The 16,704-nt window shown below is 61.4% G+C and carries 17 protein-coding genes; 6 read left to right on the top strand and 11 right to left on the bottom strand.

Translation table 11 applies throughout. The features are described from left to right. The first annotated feature begins 44 nt into the window (after window positions 1–44). From QMK52_RS15790 to QMK52_RS15780, 3 genes are all read left to right on the top strand, one after another. Entirely contained in the window at window positions 45–1,928 is a 1,884-nt protein-coding gene (locus QMK52_RS15790; RefSeq protein WP_320403053.1) for an acetyl/propionyl/methylcrotonyl-CoA carboxylase subunit alpha, read from the top strand. Window positions 1,929–2,003: 75 nt separating this feature from the next. Next, entirely contained in the window at window positions 2,004–2,546 is a 543-nt protein-coding gene (locus QMK52_RS15785; protein ID WP_005790007.1) for an exonuclease domain-containing protein, read from the top strand. A gap of 64 nt (window positions 2,547–2,610) precedes the next feature. Then, the gene (locus tag QMK52_RS15780) at window positions 2,611–2,892 is read left to right on the top strand and encodes a pyrimidine/purine nucleoside phosphorylase (protein WP_005790009.1); all 282 of its coding nucleotides are present in this window, start codon (window positions 2,611–2,613) and stop codon (window positions 2,890–2,892) included. Window positions 2,893–2,940: 48 nt separating this feature from the next. Here the strand turns inward: QMK52_RS15780 and QMK52_RS15775 are convergent, their stop codons facing one another. After that, window positions 2,941–3,747, bottom strand: coding sequence for an MOSC domain-containing protein (locus QMK52_RS15775; protein WP_005790011.1), 807 nt, complete (start codon window positions 3,745–3,747; stop codon window positions 2,941–2,943). A gap of 38 nt (window positions 3,748–3,785) precedes the next feature. Continuing rightward, the gene (locus QMK52_RS15770) at window positions 3,786–4,721 is read right to left on the bottom strand and encodes a chemotaxis protein CheV (RefSeq protein ID WP_005790014.1); all 936 of its coding nucleotides are present in this window, start codon (window positions 4,719–4,721) and stop codon (window positions 3,786–3,788) included. Window positions 4,722–5,269: 548 nt separating this feature from the next. On the opposite strand from QMK52_RS15770, the gene QMK52_RS15765 reads away from it, so the two are divergent. The 3 genes from QMK52_RS15765 to QMK52_RS15755 all read left to right on the top strand — a co-directional run bounded on the left by QMK52_RS15765 (window position 5,270) and on the right by QMK52_RS15755 (window position 7,593). After that, complete coding sequence (locus QMK52_RS15765; protein WP_194438857.1) at window positions 5,270–5,719, top strand: hypothetical protein; 450 nt, start codon at window positions 5,270–5,272, stop codon at window positions 5,717–5,719. 324 nt (window positions 5,720–6,043) lie between these two features. Next, entirely contained in the window at window positions 6,044–6,937 is an 894-nt protein-coding gene (locus tag QMK52_RS15760) for a sensor histidine kinase (RefSeq protein ID WP_005790017.1), read from the top strand. Next, the gene (locus QMK52_RS15755; protein ID WP_005790019.1) at window positions 6,934–7,593 is read left to right on the top strand and encodes a response regulator transcription factor; all 660 of its coding nucleotides are present in this window, start codon (window positions 6,934–6,936) and stop codon (window positions 7,591–7,593) included. The genes QMK52_RS15760 and QMK52_RS15755 overlap by 4 nt, the downstream gene beginning before the upstream one ends. On the opposite strand, the gene yegS is transcribed toward QMK52_RS15755, so the two are convergent. From yegS to QMK52_RS15710, 9 genes are all read right to left on the bottom strand, one after another. Beyond that, window positions 7,552–8,472: a lipid kinase YegS gene (yegS, locus tag QMK52_RS15750; protein ID WP_005790021.1), complete on the bottom strand. Its 921-nt coding sequence runs from the start codon at window positions 8,470–8,472 to the stop codon at window positions 7,552–7,554. The two genes, QMK52_RS15755 and yegS, sit on opposite strands and share 42 nt — an antisense overlap. 643 nt (window positions 8,473–9,115) lie before the next feature. Next, window positions 9,116–9,508 carry a DUF2802 domain-containing protein gene (locus tag QMK52_RS15745; RefSeq protein ID WP_320403052.1) on the bottom strand — a complete coding sequence of 131 codons (393 nt, stop codon included), beginning with the start codon at window positions 9,506–9,508 and terminating at the stop codon, window positions 9,116–9,118. Further along, window positions 9,509–9,991, bottom strand: a complete 483-nt coding sequence (locus QMK52_RS15740) for a chemotaxis protein CheW (protein WP_005790025.1) — start codon at window positions 9,989–9,991, stop codon at window positions 9,509–9,511. A gap of 79 nt (window positions 9,992–10,070) precedes the next feature. Continuing rightward, window positions 10,071–10,862 (bottom strand): CheW domain-containing protein, encoded by a 792-nt coding sequence (locus QMK52_RS15735; protein WP_005790027.1) that lies wholly within the window; start codon window positions 10,860–10,862, stop codon window positions 10,071–10,073. Beyond that, window positions 10,862–11,650, bottom strand: a complete 789-nt coding sequence (locus QMK52_RS15730; protein WP_005790028.1) for a ParA family protein — start codon at window positions 11,648–11,650, stop codon at window positions 10,862–10,864. Before QMK52_RS15730 ends, QMK52_RS15735 begins: the two co-directional genes overlap by 1 nt. Window positions 11,651–11,701: 51 nt before the next feature. Continuing rightward, window positions 11,702–12,589 (bottom strand): flagellar motor protein MotD, encoded by an 888-nt coding sequence (gene motD / locus QMK52_RS15725; RefSeq protein ID WP_005790031.1) that lies wholly within the window; start codon window positions 12,587–12,589, stop codon window positions 11,702–11,704. 15 nt (window positions 12,590–12,604) lie between these two features. Next, complete coding sequence (locus QMK52_RS15720; RefSeq protein WP_005790033.1) at window positions 12,605–13,345, bottom strand: flagellar motor protein; 741 nt, start codon at window positions 13,343–13,345, stop codon at window positions 12,605–12,607. Then, window positions 13,345–14,475: a protein-glutamate methylesterase/protein-glutamine glutaminase gene (locus tag QMK52_RS15715; protein WP_194438859.1), complete on the bottom strand. Its 1,131-nt coding sequence runs from the start codon at window positions 14,473–14,475 to the stop codon at window positions 13,345–13,347. Before QMK52_RS15715 ends, QMK52_RS15720 begins: the two co-directional genes overlap by 1 nt. Before the next feature lie 48 nt (window positions 14,476–14,523). Beyond that, a complete protein-coding gene (locus QMK52_RS15710; protein WP_005790037.1) occupies window positions 14,524–16,701 on the bottom strand; it encodes a chemotaxis protein CheA in 2,178 nt (725 codons plus the stop codon). Window positions 16,702–16,704: the final 3 nt, after the last annotated feature.

The raw sequence follows: 16,704 nt of genomic DNA, 5'->3' as shown, positions 1-16,704 counted from the left end.
CGAAGAGGCCCCAACACACGCCACATCCAGTAAGGGATAACCCAATGCCCGCCTTCACTAAAATCCTGATCGCCAACCGCGGCGAAATCGCCTGCCGTATCCAGCGCACTGCCCAAGCCTTGGGCTACCGCACCGTGGCCGTGTACAGCGACGCCGACACCCATGCCCTGCACGTGCAGATGGCCGACGAAGCCGTGAATATCGGCCCGGCTCCCGTACAACAGTCATACCTGAACATCACCGCCATCCTCGACGCCGCCCGACGCACCGGCGCCGACGCCATCCACCCAGGCTACGGCTTCCTTTCGGAAAACCCCGACTTCGCCCGCGCCTGCCAGAACGCCCATATCGTTTTCATCGGCCCCAGCAGCGAAGCCATCGAGCTGATGGGCAGCAAGCGCCTGTCGAAGATCGCCATGCTCGACGCCGGTGTGCCCTGTATCGCCGGTTACCAAGGCAGCGCCCAGGACGACGCCACGCTGCAACAGGAAGCCGAGCGCATCGGCTTCCCGCTGATGATCAAGGCCAGCGCCGGTGGCGGCGGGCGTGGCATGCGCCTGGTACACCAACCTGAACAGCTGCTGGAGCAACTGCGCACTGCGCGCTCCGAGGCAATGAACGCTTTTGGCAGCGACGAACTGATTCTTGAGCAGGCCCTGATCGACCCGCGCCACGTTGAGGTGCAAGTGTTCGGCGATCGCCATGGCAACCTGATCTACCTGGGCGAGCGCGACTGCTCGATCCAGCGCCGCCATCAGAAAGTCATCGAAGAAGCGCCCTGCCCCGTGATGACGCCCGAACTGCGCCAGGCCATGGGCGACGCGGCGCTCAAGGCCGGGCGGGCGGTGAGCTACGTCGGCGCCGGTACCGTGGAGTTTCTGCTCGACCGCAATGGCCGGTTTTATTTCCTGGAAATGAACACGCGCCTGCAAGTCGAACACCCGGTGACCGAGCTGACCACCGGCCTCGACCTGGTGGCCTGGCAACTGCACATCGCCGCCGGCCAGCCGCTGCCGCTGGCACAAGCCGATGTGGTGCTGAGCGGCCACGCCATGGAAGTGCGCCTGTACGCCGAAGACCCGGCCCAGGGCTTCCTGCCGCAAACCGGTGAGGTGCTGCGCTGGGAGCCTGCCGCCTGCGTGCGCATCGACCATGGCCTACGCGAAGACGAAACCATCAGCCCGTTCTACGACCCGATGCTGGGCAAGATCATCGCCCACGGCGCCACTCGCGAAGAAGCTCGCCGAAAGTTGCTGCGGGCCGTGGAAGACACCGTGCTACTGGGTGTCACCACCAATCAGCGGTTTTTGGTTGATTTGCTCAAGCAGCCGGGTTTTATCGCCGGCGATTTTAGCACCGCCTTTATCGCCGAACACTTCGGCCAGCTATCGCCCCAGGCGCCATCGACTGAACAGCTCAGCCTGGCCGCAGCGCTGTTTTACCGGCACAGCGCCGGCCAGCATCCCCAAGGCCTGGCGGGATGGCGCAACACCGCCAATGTGCCGTGCACCTACCGCCTGGAGGTCAATGGCCAAACCCACACCGTGAGTGCCGACGACCTGCAACTCACCACCGACGGTCGCTGGGCCACCTGGGTGCTCAATGGCATCCGCCGGCGTACCGCCTACTACATCGACGATAACCAACTGTGGCTACCCGGCGTGAAGGTGACCAACCGCACCCAGCAGGTCGCCAGCCGCCAGGTGGATGCCAGCAGTGGCACGGTCAAGGCGCCGATGGATGGCGCCATTGTCGATATCCAGGTCAGCGTCGGCGACACAGTCACCAAAGGCCAACTGTTGCTGGTGCTCGAAGCGATGAAAATGGAGCACCCGTTGAAGGCCGGGATCGACGGCATCGTCAAGGCGGTGCAGGTCATGGCGGGCGATCAGGTGCGCAATCGTCAGGTTTTGCTACAGATCGAATAACGCCCCTAGGCGGAACTACAGGGCCGGGCTACGCTCTATCCCCATCAGAAAGGGACGAGTACGGGAACCTGCACCATGCCTCATTGGCTGATTATTGACCTTGAAGCCACAACGGATGACGGCGGTTGGCCCGTGACAGAGATGGAAGTCATCGAGATCGGCGCCAGCCTGGTCAACCGCCAGGGCCGCGAACTGGATCACTTTCAGCGCTTTGTGCGGCCACTGCGACGGCCTTTGCTGACGCCCTTTTGCCGCAAGCTGACCCATATCACCCAAGCCAATATCGACGCAGCCACACCGATCACCGAAGTGTGGCCGCTGTTCGAGCGCTGGCTGGGCCAGCACCAGGCACGCCTGGAAGGCTGGGCCAGCTGGGGTGATTACGATCGCGTGCAACTTGAACTCGAATGGCAGCGCCATGGCCTGTCCAGCGCCCTGGGGCAAACGCCCCATGTGAACCTCAAGCAACGCTTTGCCAAGGCCCGGCGCCTGGACAAACCACTGGGGCTCAATGGTGCGCTGCAATTGGCGGGGATGCAGTTCAATGGCCAACAGCATCGCGCCCTGGAAGACGCGCGTAACACCGCACGCCTGTTACCGTTGATTTTGCCGGTCTAGGCAGCTCCCGTGGGCTTGGGCATACTGGCCGACCTTTCCAGACCCTTTTTCCGAGGATTCACCCATGTTCAAAGTCAACGAGTACTTCGACGGCACCGTCAAGTCGATCGCTTTCGGCACTGCAGAAGGTCCGGCGACCATCGGCGTGATGGCTCCGGGTGAATACGAATTCGGTACCGCCCAGCGTGAAATCATGCATGTGGTCTGCGGCGCCCTGATCGTCAAACTGCCCAACGCCGAGTGGGAAACCTTCGCCGCCGGCAGCCAGTTCAACGTACCGGCCAACAGCAAGTTCCAGTTGAAGGTCGCCGTAGACACCGCTTACCTGTGTGAATACCGCGGCTAAGTATCACCGGTAAACAAAAATGCCCGTCTCCAGCGAGACGGGCATTTTTTATTCCAGGACCGTCACCGGCATCCCGACTTCCAAGTGGCCGATGCCATCGTTGACCAGGTTCTGGCCGAACATCGCGCCCTTCTCGGTCTTGCGATAGGTCTCCAGCGTCGCGAAGGGTTCGCGGTCGGGGCTGCGCTCGCCGGTGCGGGGATCAATGGTGGTGAGGATGCAACGCGAGCACGGCTTGACCACCCGGAACTCCACATCGCCGATGCGCAAGCGCTTCCAGCCATCCTCGGCAAAGGCTTGGGCGCCTTCGATCACCAGGTTGGGACGAAAACGCAGCATCTCCATCGGGCGGCCGATCTTCTCACACAAGTCATCCAGGGAGCCTTGGCCGATCAGTAACAGCGGGTAGCCGTCGGCAAAGCCGACCTTGTCGTCATCCTTGCCGTAGCCGGCTTCGGTGGTGCGCGCACGTTCCAGGGGAAGCTGTACCAGGCGCGTAGGCTTGCCGATAAACTCGCTGACCCAGGCGGCCGCCTCATCGCCAGCATCGGGTACGCGCAGGGTGTCGCGCCAGATGGTCACGCCGCGCAGTTCACTGGCACCCTCCGGCAACGCCACCTCCAACGATGAGTAGCCCGGCGAACTCAAGGTCAGGCCCCCCGCGTCGTTCCACAGCGCCGACAGTTGGCTCATCTTCGCCACCGCCCGCTGCGTCAGGAACCGCCCACTGGCTTCGTCCACCAGCATCCAACGTCGATCCCCTTGCAGGCCGAGTTTATCCAGGCCTATGTGCTGCAAGGCTTCGGCCTTGCCGGATTTGAGGGGGTAACGGTACAACGCGCTGAGACGAAGCATGGGCCTGCCTTCCTGGGAAACAAAGTGTCATCCTAAAGTCAGGCGGGCACTTCGTCCAACATCAGTCGCTCGCGCACCACATCCACCAGCTTGTCCGGCTGGAATTTGGAGAGGAAATTGTCGCAGCCGACCTTCTTCACCATTGACTCATTGAAGCTGCCCGACAGCGAAGTGTGCAGCACCACATAGAGGCCGCGCAGGCGCGGGTCGTTGCGGATTTCGGTGGTGAGGCGGTAGCCGTCCATCTCGGGCATTTCGGCGTCGGTGAAGATCATCAGCAGCTTGTCGGTCATCACCTGGCCGCTGTCGGCCCAGGCTTTGAGCATGTTCAACGCCTTGAGACCGTCGCTGGCGATGTGCATCTTCACCCCCAACTGTCCCAGGGTATCGCGCAACTGCGACAGGGCCACGTTGGAGTCGTCCACCAGCAGCACTTCGCGACCACGGGCACGTTCGAGCACCGGGTCTTCGAGTTTTTCCCGCGAGACCTTGGCGTTATAGGGCACGATCTCGGCGAGGACTTTTTCCACGTCGATGATTTCCACCAACTGGTCGTCGACCTTGCTGATGGCCGTGAGGTAGTGCTGGCGACCGGCGCTGGTCGGCGGCGGCAGGATGGCTTCCCAGTTCATGTTGACGATGCGGTCAACGCCGCCCACCAGAAACGCCTGCACCGAACGGTTGTATTCGGTGACGATGATGGTGCTGTTGGGCCCCGGCACCAAAGGGCGCATACCGATGGCCTGGGACAAGTCGATCACCGGCAAGGTCTGGCCACGCAGGTTGACCACCCCGCACACGAATGGGTGGCGCTGGGGCATCAGGGTCAGCTTGGGTAACTGCAGCACTTCCTGCACTTTGAACACGTTGATCGCGAACAACTGCCGACCGAAGAGGCGGAACATGAGAATTTCCAGGCGATTCTCACCCACCAATTGCGTGCGTTGATCTACCGTGTCGAGAATGCCGGCCATTAAAAGCTCCTGGTGTACACGCCGCAGGCGCGTTGAGAGGGTGTGCAGTCGTATAGGTACATTATCGGCGGCAAGCGCCGGACCTTGACCCCAATAAAATGCCATGTAAATTCATTGATGTCACACTGACATCATGCTTTACTGCTTCGGCCCTCGATACTGTTTCAAGGCGTCTTGCGCGACAGTCGAACTGACGTGCAGTTCCACCATATAGGGGGTTCCCCTATACGCAATCAGGCCCAACCTGATATTCGCGATATCTAATAGCCATTAATGTGACGCCATTCTCATTGCATGAATGGAGTCAGGCTTTTGTTTGCCATCCCCAGCCCTTGGCCCACGGGCCTTTCAGGCACTCACGTATCGGCAACTGAAGTCGTGTCATCCCGCACCCCAAGGGCTACATACGACTTTCGTGAGCATTTCAATAAACGTCCTACTGAAACATCGGAAGCGACCTACAAGTCCAAGTCGTATTTCAGCGCTAGTTTTAAGCCATTCACCCGGTGCGACATCTCATCACCCGACCTTACGTTGCGGAGACTTGCATGATGAATAGCGCAAACGAATGGCAAACAGCACTTCTCGCGTTTCTGGGCGAGGCTCAACTGCTTCTGGGCAAATCCGAAGAGTGTTTGAGCCATCTGCATTTGATCCGCAACGACAGCGACGCCATCGACTGCATGAAAGCCAGCCTGGCTAAACTGGCTGAAAAAGCCGATGGCCTGGCGCTGCAGGCGATCAGCGAGTTCTCGGGGCATCTGCAAAATCTGATCGCCAATGCCCAAAGCCCTCTGCAGTTGCATGACGAGGCGCTGGACGCGCTGCATGACTGCCTGACCCTGCTGGCCTGGCAACTGGAACTGATCGACACCCGCACCGGTGAACTGAGCCTGGATGAAAGCGAGCAAACTTCATTGATCGCAACGGTTGCCTTGCAGATCCCGCAAAAGAATTTGAGCCGTACACCGCCGCAGCATCTGCATCAGGGGTCGTAGCGTCGTGCAGGTCGTATTTAACTGTCGAGTTATCTAAAAACGACCGGCTTTGACGCAATGGGAAAATATCAATTAGCCGTCAATGTAATAATTATACAAACCAACTTCGTTAATACAACTTTCCACTTTCAACTCTGGGATTAACGCCCAGAGTATTTGTGTGGGCCATAAACCAATCAGGCGACCAACGGTAAGCGGGGTGGTACTATGCCCCGCTCGAAGTGATTTAACTTCAACATGCTTAAAGACGATTTGGCAGCGCACTCCAAACAGAGCCCGGTCAACCGGCCTCACCGCAGTGAACCCTCATTGGCTCCATCCGCTATGTACGCCAGTTTCAAGTCACTTATCGCCAGGTCCGTGTCCCGCAGCCATGTGCGCCGCCTCACCCTTGCGCTGTGCCTGTGCTCATTGCTGGCCAGCCTGTGGGCCTATCTGCAGGACGCGCCGCTGCCGTTGCTGATCCTGCTGCTCAACTTCGCCACGCTGGTGGTGGTGGGGCTGCAACAGTGGAATTCGCGCAAAGCCATCAAGTTCGAGCCCCAGGAACTGGCCGACCGCTTGCTGCAAGTGCAGGAGAACGAACGCCACCGGCTCAGCCGCGAACTGCATGACGATATCGGCCAACTGCTGACCGCCGCCAAACTGCAAAGCGAATGGTTGCAGCGCCGCCTGCCCCCGGACCTGAACACCCATTGCACGGTGCTGTGCAATACGCTCAATGAAACCCTGGCCAAGGTGCGCGACGTCTGCGCCATCCTCAACCCGCGCCAACTGACCAGCCTGGGTCTGGAAGCCAGCCTGCGCGCACACCTGCTCAAGACCCTGGAAAACACCCAGGTGTGCTGGAGCCTGGAGTGCCAGCAACGGCTCACCGGCATCCCCGAAGAAATGGCCGTGGCGGCCTTTCGCATCACCCAGGAAGCGGTGACCAACATGCTTCGCCATGCAAAGGCGCGCAACCTGCTGGTGCGCCTGCAACGCCTGCCTGAAGGCCTGTCGCTGATGATCTGCGATGACGGCCAGGGGTTCTCGCCTGCCCCCGACCCGGGCCGGGAAGGCCAACGGGGCTTGGCCGGTATGTGCGAACGAACCCACCAGCTGGGGGGCACCTTTTCCATCAGCAGCCAGCCTGGCAACGGCACCCGTATCAACGCACTTTTCCCCTGGGCGCCCCGCGCTCTCGAACGGGCCAGCGCCCCTAAGGTTCTCGAGTGACCTGCAATTTACTCCTGGTGGATGACCACGCACTGATTCGCGCCGGTGTGCGTGCGCTGATTCTGGATATTCCCGGCTACAGCGTCATCGGCGAAGCCAGCGATGGCGCACAACTGCTGGCGCAATACAGCGCCTTGCAGCCGGATATCGTGCTGCTCGATCTGTCGATGCGGCACACCGGTGGGCTGGATGCCTTGCAGCAACTCAAGCGCTTTTACCCCAATTGCAAGGTGCTGATTCTGTCGATGCACACCGAACCAGACCTGATCATGCGCGCACTGGAGTCCGGAGCCCACGGCTACCTGCTCAAGGACACCACCGCCAACGAGCTGGAACATGCCCTGCTGGCCCTGCGTAACAACGAACGCTACCTGAGCCCCGCCATCGCCCACACGGTGATCAACCAGGCGCTGATCCGCAGCCAGAGCCCCAGCGCTCCCGTTGCCCACAGCCATAACCTGACGGCGCGGCAACTGGAGATTTTGCGTCTGATCGTACGTGGCAAGTCCACCCGGGAGATCGCCCATGGCCTGGGCTTGAGCATCAAGACTGTGGAGGCCCATCGCTCGCAGATCATGAAGCGCTTGCAGATTTTCGACGTGGCGGGCCTGGTGTTATTTGCCGTGCGTGAGCAAATCATCAGCCTGGACGACTAACGGCGAACCCAGCGGCAGATGCACGCGAAGCGCCTTGGGCAACGCTTCGAAATGCAGGTCGTCGCCTTCCAGCGGCTCGCCATCGAGGTTGATGTACAAGCCTTGGGCGACCTTGATATTGACCCATGGCAGGCGTGCGCGAACGAACATGGTGTCCAGGCCCCAGCCATTGCTCATCAATTCACGCAGGGTGCCGACCACTTCCTGGGGGGCTGGCAGGATGCTGACGTCGAGCAATCCATCATCGGCCAATGCGCCGGGGCACAGCACATGCCCGCCACCGGCCTGGCGACCGTTGCCGATACCCAGCGCGAGCAGCTCGCCTTTCCAGTGGAAATCCGGGCCTTCCAGCTCCCCGTAGGCGGCCTTCAATTCGCTGAAGCGCGATAAACCGGTGAACAGGTAGGCGGCGCCGCCGAGGACTTTCTTCAAGTCTTCGGAGGTGTTGGCCGTGACCTGGCTACCGAAACCGCCGGTGGCCATGTTCAGGAAGATCTGCCCGCCCACCTGGCCGAGGTCGATGGCCCTGGGCTGGACGTCCAGCAACGCCAGGGCGCCGGCCGGTTCCAACGGCACGCCCGCGGCCTTGGCAAAGTCATTGGCGGTGCCCAGGGGCATCAGCACCAGGCTGGCGTCGGCCTTGGCCAGCGCCATGGCCTCGGCCACATCGCGCAGCGTACCGTCGCCGCCGCCGGCGATGATGTGGGTGTAGCCGTCAGCCAGGGCTTCATCGACCAGCCGCTGGGCATCACCACCCTCCCACGTCACCCGCACCGCCAACTCCCAACCCTGCTCACGCCGGGCCAGCACGGCGGCACGCACGTCCTCGTTCAGGGCTTGTTTGCCGTGAAGGATCAACAGGGCTTTGGGGGTGGTCATTTGAAGGTATCTCCTGGGTCAAGGTGCTTGAAGGATGTTGACCCTTGGAGAACAGGAAAAGTCTGTGGCTGGAGAAAATTGATTGATGTACGCAGATCAAACTGTGGGAGCTGGCTTGCCTGCGATGGCCATAGGTATCTACACAACTTCAGTTCGCAGCCCCCCTACGGTAACCACGATGCGAAGCGAGCCGCTCTTGCTCTTGATCTTAGGCGCCCCGTTAAACCACGCTGGCCGGAATTCGACAGGGATTTGGGGGGTAAACCGGCAGGGATGCCGGTTTAGCCGCCCCGCGCCATGGATGGCGCGTGGCGGCGGCCCCCCAAATCCATGGCGGATTACGGGCACACCGAGCCTAAGCGAGGTGCCGAGTGGTGGGGCAAGAGCCTTTTTGGTTACTTTTGGCTGGGCCGGCATTCCGGGCTTTTTTCCAAAAGTGACCCGCTGTAAAAGCGGAACCCTAAGTGGCCGTTACCGCAGGAATGGATATGTACTCGGTATAACTGTGTCAGCTGTAAGGCCGTCATCGCAGGCAAGCCAGCTCCCACAGTTTGGTCGCAGGGTGTCAGGCAGAGAAGCGTCGGTTGCCAGGCCGCTATCGAGGGCAATCCCCTCCCACATGAACCCAGCAAGCGCAGCCGAATCAGCTCTTGTGCAACTTGCTCATCAACTGCGCCTCGGCCTGGGTCAAGCCGCACGACTGGGTCAGTTCGTCCACCGTCGCCCCCATCCCCACCAGCTTGGCCGCCTGGGCAAAGGACAGGTTCGAAGGGTCGCGCTGTTCCAATTGCACCAGCTTATCCGGCAACGGCGCAAGAATCGCGCGCAGTTCATGCACTTCATCGCCGACCCGCACCGCACTCTGCTGGTAATGATCCACGCGCTTGACCAGCTCCAGAATGCGCCGATCACGCACGGCATCGCGTTCGGCCTGTTGCAGGGCCAACTCCCGTTGTTGACGCATATAGCGCAGTACAAACGCCAAGGTCCCGGCCCACAACAGGGCCAGGACAATCACCGCCGCCTCAAGGAACAATCAGATGCTCTCCAGTTCCGACCACTCTTCTTCGCTCATCATTTTGTCCAGCTCAACCAGGATCAGCAGTTCGTTGTTCTTGTTGCACACGCCCTGGATGAACTTGGCCGACTCTTCGTTACCGACGTTCGGTGCGGTTTCCACTTCCGATTGGCGCAGGTAAACCACTTCGGCCACGCTGTCGACCATGATCCCGACCACTTGCTTGTCGGCTTCGATGATCACGATACGGGTGTTGTCGCTGACTTCGACCGTGTCCAGGCCAAAACGCTGGCGGGTGTCGATAACCGTCACCACATTGCCCCGCAGGTTGATGATGCCCAGCACATAGCTCGGTGCACCCGGTACCGGAGCGATCTCGGTGTAGCGCAGCACTTCCTGCACGCGCATCACGTTGATGCCGTAGGTCTCGTTGTCGAGTTTGAAGGTAACCCATTGCAGGATCGGATCATCCAAACCTTGTGCGGACGCTGACTTGTTCATTCGTGTAACCCCTTCAAATGCCGCTATCGACGGCGTGTGTGCTATTGCGCCGCGCAACCGCACGGCCCTTATTGTTCAATCAACTACGTTTGTTCTGTGGCATCGCCTTGACCGCACCGCTGGCAATCAACTCGGCCAGTTCAGCGACGTCCAGCAATGCGCACATGTGTTCAATCACGGTGCCCGCCAGCCAGGGGCGCTGGCCACGGTGGCTGCGCCATTTGATTTCATTGGGGTCCAGGCGCAACGAGCGGCTGACTTGATGCACCGCCAGCCCCCATTCGTAGCCCTGCACCGAAATCACGTATTGCAAGCCCTGGCGGAAATCGTCGCGGTAGCGGTCGGGCATCACCCAGCGCGCGGTGTCCAGCACCTTGAGGTTGCCGGCCTGGCTGGGCAAGATGCCGAGAAACCACTCCGGCTGGCCGAACAACGGTGTCAGCTCCTGGCCTTCCAAAGAATAGATCGAGCCCAGGCACACCAGCGGCACTGCCAGGGTCAAGCCGGCGACGTCGAACAGCAGGCACTCGAACGGCTCGGCCGCCCACGCCGGGCGGCCGTCACCGGTTACCGGCGGTGGCGTGATACTCGGCGGCAGGTGCACGTCCACCACCGGTTCGACCACCATCGGCGCCAACACCGCAGGGGTGATCGGCACCACGACTGGAGCCTCCACCACCTGCGCATCACGCGCCTGTTCTTCCATGACGGCCTGCTGGAACTCGTCCAGCGTAGTGTCAGGCTCGACAGCAGGCTCAAGTACCAGAATCGGTTCCGGCAGCTCTTCGTCAGTCGCCTCCTGCAGCAGGGCATCCAGGTAGGATTCCAGCGCGAGTTGCGGCCGGGTCTTGAATTCGACAGGACGGTTCATCACGCCACCTGCGCCACAAGCTGCTGCGACAGCAGATGCTTGAGCAACGCACGGTAGGCCAGCACGCCACGGCTCTTGCCATCGAACTGCGACGGCGTGAGCCCCGCACGGCTGGCATCGCGCAGGCGCGTATCCACCGGGATGTAGCCGTTCCAGATGGTGTCCGGGTAGGCATCGCGCAATACGCGCAAAGTGCTGAGGGATGCCTGGGTACGGCGGTCGAACAAGGTCGGCACGATGCTGAACGGCAGCGCCTGTTTGCGCGAACGGTTGATCATCGCAAGGGTGCTGACCATACGCTCCAGGCCCTTGACCGCCAGGTGCTCGGTTTGTACCGGGATCACCAATTGCTGGCTGGCCGCCAGGGCGTTGACCATCAGCACGCCCAGCAACGGCGGGCTGTCGATGATCGCGTAGTCGAAATCCTGCCACAACTGCGCCAGGGTCTTGGCGATCACCAGGCCCAGGCCGCTCTGCCCCGGCGACTGGCGCTCAAGGGTGGCCAGCGCGGTGCTCGACGGCAACAGCGAAATGCTCTCGTTGCTGGTGGGCAGCAGCAATTGCCCGGGCAAATCCGCCGGCACGCTGCCCTTGTGCAGGAACAGGTCATAGCAGCTGTGTTCCAGCGCATCCGGGTCGTAGCCGAAATAGCTGGTCATGGAACCGTGGGGGTCGAGGTCGACCACGACCACACGCTTGCCCGCTTCGGCCAGCAAGCCGGCTAAGGCGATGGAGGTGGTGGTCTTGCCGACTCCACCCTTTTGATTGGCAACTGCCCAGACTCTCATTCGGTTGGTTCCTCCCGGCAGGCACAGGCGCGACCGAGACATGGCATAAGGTTATTGAGCCGGTGACGGAGAATTGACGGCGCTTGCCCGAACCGGCGACTTTGCAGGGGTCGGTGCAGTTTGTGTGCCAGCGCGCTTCAACGCCGCATCCGGTGTTGCATTGGCCGTGCCAGTGCCGGTCAGGCTGCGACGTACATCCAGGTTGCGCGACACCACCAGCACCACCCGACGGTTGCGTGCCCGCCCTTCCACCGTGGCGTTATTGGCCACGGGCTGGAATTCACCATAGCCCACCGACGCCAGTCGCTGAGGGTTCACACCCTGCATGGCCAACATGCGCACGATGCTCGATGCACGGGCAGATGACAGTTCCCAGTTGGTCGGGTACTGCGCGGTGCTGATGGGAAAATTGTCGGTGAAGCCTTCCACGTGGATCGGGTTTTCAAACGGTTTGAGGATTGCCGCCACCTTGTCGATGATGGTGAACGCCTGGTCACTGGGCAACGCATCGGCACTGGCAAACAACAGGCTGGAGTTGAGTTCGATCTCCACCCACAACTCGTTGCCGCGTACGGTCATCTGATTGGAGCTGATCAGGTCGCCAAAGGCGGCACTGATGTCATCGGCGATGCTTTTGAGCGGGTCACTGGTGCCGCCGACACCGGCAGCGATCTCATCGCTGTCGTTAACCAGCGGCTTGGCCGGGGTGACGGTCTTGGGCCGCTCGTCACCGATGGGAATCGGCTTGAGCGCACGCTCGGTATCGTTGAACACGCCCACCAGTGCCTGGGAAATGATCTTGTACTTGCCTTCGTTGACCGACGAAATCGAATACATCACCACGAAAAACGCAAACAACAAGGTGATGAAGTCCGCGTAGGACACCAGCCAGCGCTCGTGGTTGACATGTTCTTCAGGCTCGCGACGGCGACGGCTCACAGGCGGTTCCTCCCATCAATCCATGAAGCCCTGGAGCTTCAATTCGATGGAGCGCGGGTTCTCACCTTCGGCAATCGACAGGATGCCTTCAAGCAGCATTTCGCGATAACGCGACTGGCGCATGGCAATCGACTTGAGCTTGCTGGCCACCGGCAACAGCACCAGGTTGGCACTGGCCACGCCGTAGATGGTCGCCACAAACGCCACGGCAATACCGCTGCCCAGCTGCGAAGGATCAGCCAGGTTGCCCATCACGTGGATCAGGCCCATCACCGCACCGATGATGCCGATGGTCGGCGCGTAGCCGCCCATGCTTTCAAAGACTTTGGCCGCATTGATGTCACGGCTTTCCTGGGTGTAGAAATCCACCTCCAGGATGCTGCGGATCGCTTCCGGCTCAGCGCCGTCCACCAGCAACTGCAGGCCCTTGCGTGCGTAGCTGTCGGGCTCGGCATCGGCCACGCCTTCCAGGCCCAGCAAACCTTCCTTGCGGGCAGTGAGGCTCCAGTTGACCACGCGGTCGATGCCGCCGGGCAGGTCGACCCGTGGCGGGAAAATGATCCACACCAGGATCTGCATGGCCCGCTTGAACGAGCTCAGCGGCGACTGCAACAGCGCCGCGCCCACGGTGCCACCAATCACGATCAGCGCCGCCGGGCCATTGGCCAGGGCGCCGAGGTGGCCGCCTTCGAGGTAGTTGCCGCCGATGATGGCGACAAACGCCATGGTGATCCCGATCAGGCTCAAGACATCCATCAGAGGCAGGCCTCCACCAGATGCTTGCCGATGTCGTCCAGGCTGTAGACCGCGTCAGCCAGGTCAGCCTTGACGATGGCCATGGGCATGCCATAGATCACGCAGCTGGCTTCGTCCTGGGCCCAGATGGCGCTGCCACCTTGCTTGAGCAGGCGTGCGCCTTCACGGCCGTCGGCGCCCATGCCGGTGAGCACCACCGCCAGAACTTTGTCACCGTAGGACTTGGCCGCCGAACCGAAGGTGATATCCACACACGGCTTGTAGTTCAAGCGCTCGTCGCCCGGCAGGATTTTGATCGCACCACGGCCGTCCACCATCATCTGCTTGCCACCCGGCGCCAGCAGCGCCAGGCCAGGACGCAGGATGTCGCCATCCTCGGCTTCCTTGACGGTGATCCGGCACAGCTTGTCCAGGCGCTCGGCGAACGCCTTGGTGAACGCCGCGGGCATGTGCTGCACCAGCACAATCGGCGCCGGGAAGTTGGCCGGCAGCTGGGTCAACACCCGCTGCAAGGCCACCGGGCCACCGGTGGAGGTACCGATGGCAACCAGCTTGTAAGCCTTGCGCTTGGGCGCTGGCGAATGGGCACTCGGTGCAGCGGCGGCACGTACCGGCGCCACCGCAGGCCGAGCCACCGGCGCAGGGGCCGGGCGTGCAAACGATGAGGTTGGTGCAGCCGCTACGGGCGCAGGCGTAGGTGCCGGCGCAGGTGCACTGAACAGGCTACGACGGTTACTGCGTGAGATGCTGTGCACCTTCTCGCACAGCATCTGCTTGACCTTGTCGGGGTTGCGCGAGATGTCTTCGAAATTCTTCGGCAGAAAATCCACCGCGCCGGCATCCAGCGCGTCGAGGGTCACCCGTGCGCCTTCGTGAGTCAGCGACGAGAACATCAATACCGGGGTGGGGCAGCGCTGCATGATGTGACGCACGGCGGTAATGCCGTCCATCATTGGCATCTCGTAGTCCATGGTGATCACGTCCGGCTTCAACGCGATGGCCTGATCGATCGCCTCTTTACCGTTGGTGGCCGTGCCGACCACCTGGATCGTTGGATCGGCGGAAAGAATTTCCGAGACGCGGCGGCGGAAGAAACCCGAATCGTCCACCACCAGGACCTTGACTGCCATAAACACTCCGTTAGGTGGGGCGGGCATGACCGCCCTGCCCCACCAGAATCAAATACGCCGTGCGGCGTAACGCTTGAGCATGCTTGGAACATCGAGAATCAACGCGATCCGACCGTCACCGGTAATAGTCGCGCCCGACATGCCCGGGGTGCCCTGCAGCATCTTGCCCAAAGGCTTGATCACCACTTCTTCCTGGCCCACCAGTTGATCGACCACAAAGCCGATGCGCTGGGTGCCCACGGACAGAATCACCACATGGCCTTCACGCTGCTCTTCATGCTTGGCCGACGCCACCAGCCAACGCTTGAGGTAGAACAATGGCAATGCCTTGTCGCGCACGATCACCACTTCCTGGCCGTCCACCACGTTGGTGCGCGACAGGTCGAGGTGGAAAATTTCGTTGACGTTGACCAGCGGGAAAGCGAACGCCTGGTTGCCCAGCATCACCATCAGCGTCGGCATGATCGCCAGGGTCAACGGCACCTTGATGACGATCTTGGAGCCCTGGCCCTTGGTCGAGTAGATGTTGATCGAGCCGTTGAGCTGGCTGATCTTGGTTTTCACCACGTCCATGCCGACGCCACGGCCGGATACGTCGGAAATCTCGGTCTTGGTCGAGAAGCCCGGGGCGAAGATCAGGTTGTAGCACTCGGTGTCGGTCAGGCGGTCGGCGGCGTCCTTGTCCATCACGCCGCGCTTGACCGCGATATTGCGCAAGATGGTCGGGTCCATGCCTTTGCCGTCATCGGTGATCGACAGCAGGATGTGGTCGCCCTCTTGCTCTGCGGCCAGGATCACCTTGCCGTTACGCGACTTGCCGGCGGCTTCGCGTTCTTCCGGGGTTTCTACCCCGTGGTCGACCGCGTTGCGCACCAAGTGGACCAGCGGGTCGGCGAGGGCCTCGACCAGGTTTTTATCCAGGTCGGTTTCTTCACCCACCAGTTCCAGGTTGATTTCTTTCTTGAGCTGGCGCGCCAGATCGCGGACCAGGCGCGGGAAGCGGCCAAAGACTTTCTTGATCGGCTGCATCCGCGTTTTCATCACGGCAGTTTGCAAGTCGGCGGTGACCACATCGAGGTTCGACACGGCCTTTTGCATGGCTTCGTCGCCGCTGTTCAGGCCCAGGCGCACCAGGCGGTTACGCACCAGCACCAGTTCGCCGACCATGTTCATGATGTCGTCCAGGCGTGCGGTATCGACGCGCACGGTGGTTTCGGCTTCACTGGCGGGCTTTTCCGCCGCGGCCGGTGCCGCTGCACGGGCAGGTGCCGGCGCGGGTGCCGGCTTGGCGACCGGCGCCGACGCTTTGGCGGCCGCCGGTGCGGCAGTGGCGACCGCTGCGGCGGCAGCTGGCGCCACTTCGGTGAACTTGCCTTTACCGTGCAGCTCGTCCAGCAGCGCTTCGAACTCGTGATCGGAGATCAACCCGTCGTCGGCAGGCACAGCCTTGGTGGCCGGGGCGGCAGCTGTGGCCGCGACTTCCGGCAGGGCTTCGGCCACAAAGGTGCCTTTGCCATGCAGTTGGTCGAGCAGTGCTTCGAACTCATCGTCGGTAATGTCGGTGCTGGCATTGGCATCCGGCACTTGCGGCGGCGCCACAGGGGCCACGGCATCGGCCGCGAACTGGCCCTTGCCATGCAACTGGTCGAGCAAGGATTCGAATTCTGCGTCGGTAATGTCTTCGCTGGTCGGCGTGGCGACAGGTGCAGCCGGCGCTTCAGCCTCGGCCTTGACCGCATTGAGCGAGTCGAGCAGCTGTTCGAACTCGCTGTCGGTCACGTCCGGTTCGGCTTCTACCACCGGCTCAGGCGCCGCTTGCACAACCGGCGCAGCGGCAGCCGGTTCAGCCAGGCGCGCCAGGGCGGCCAGCAGTTCCGGGGTAGCCGCCGTGATCGGCGCACGTTCACGCACCTGGCTGAACATGCCGTTGACTGCATCCAGTGCTTCGAGAATCACGTCCATCAATTCCGAATCAACGTGACGCTCACCCTTGCGAAGGATGTCGAACACGTTCTCGGCGATGTGGCAGCACTCCACCAGCTCATGGAGCTGGAGGAAGCCGGCGCCCCCTTTTACAGTGTGAAAACCGCGAAAAATTGCATTGAGCAGGTTCGCATCATCCGGTCGGCTTTCCAGCTCGACCAGTTGTTCGGACAGTTGCTCTAGAATTTCGCCGGCCTCTACAAGGAAATCCTGAAGGATTTCTTCATCGGCGCCGAAGCTCATGTG

The organism is Pseudomonas sp. P9_2 (assembly GCF_034008255.1).
Taxonomy (GTDB): Bacteria; Pseudomonadota; Gammaproteobacteria; order Pseudomonadales; family Pseudomonadaceae; genus Aquipseudomonas; species Aquipseudomonas synxantha_A.
The sequence above is the reverse complement of the archived record's forward strand: the minus strand, read 5'-3'. Positions and strand labels throughout refer to the sequence as shown.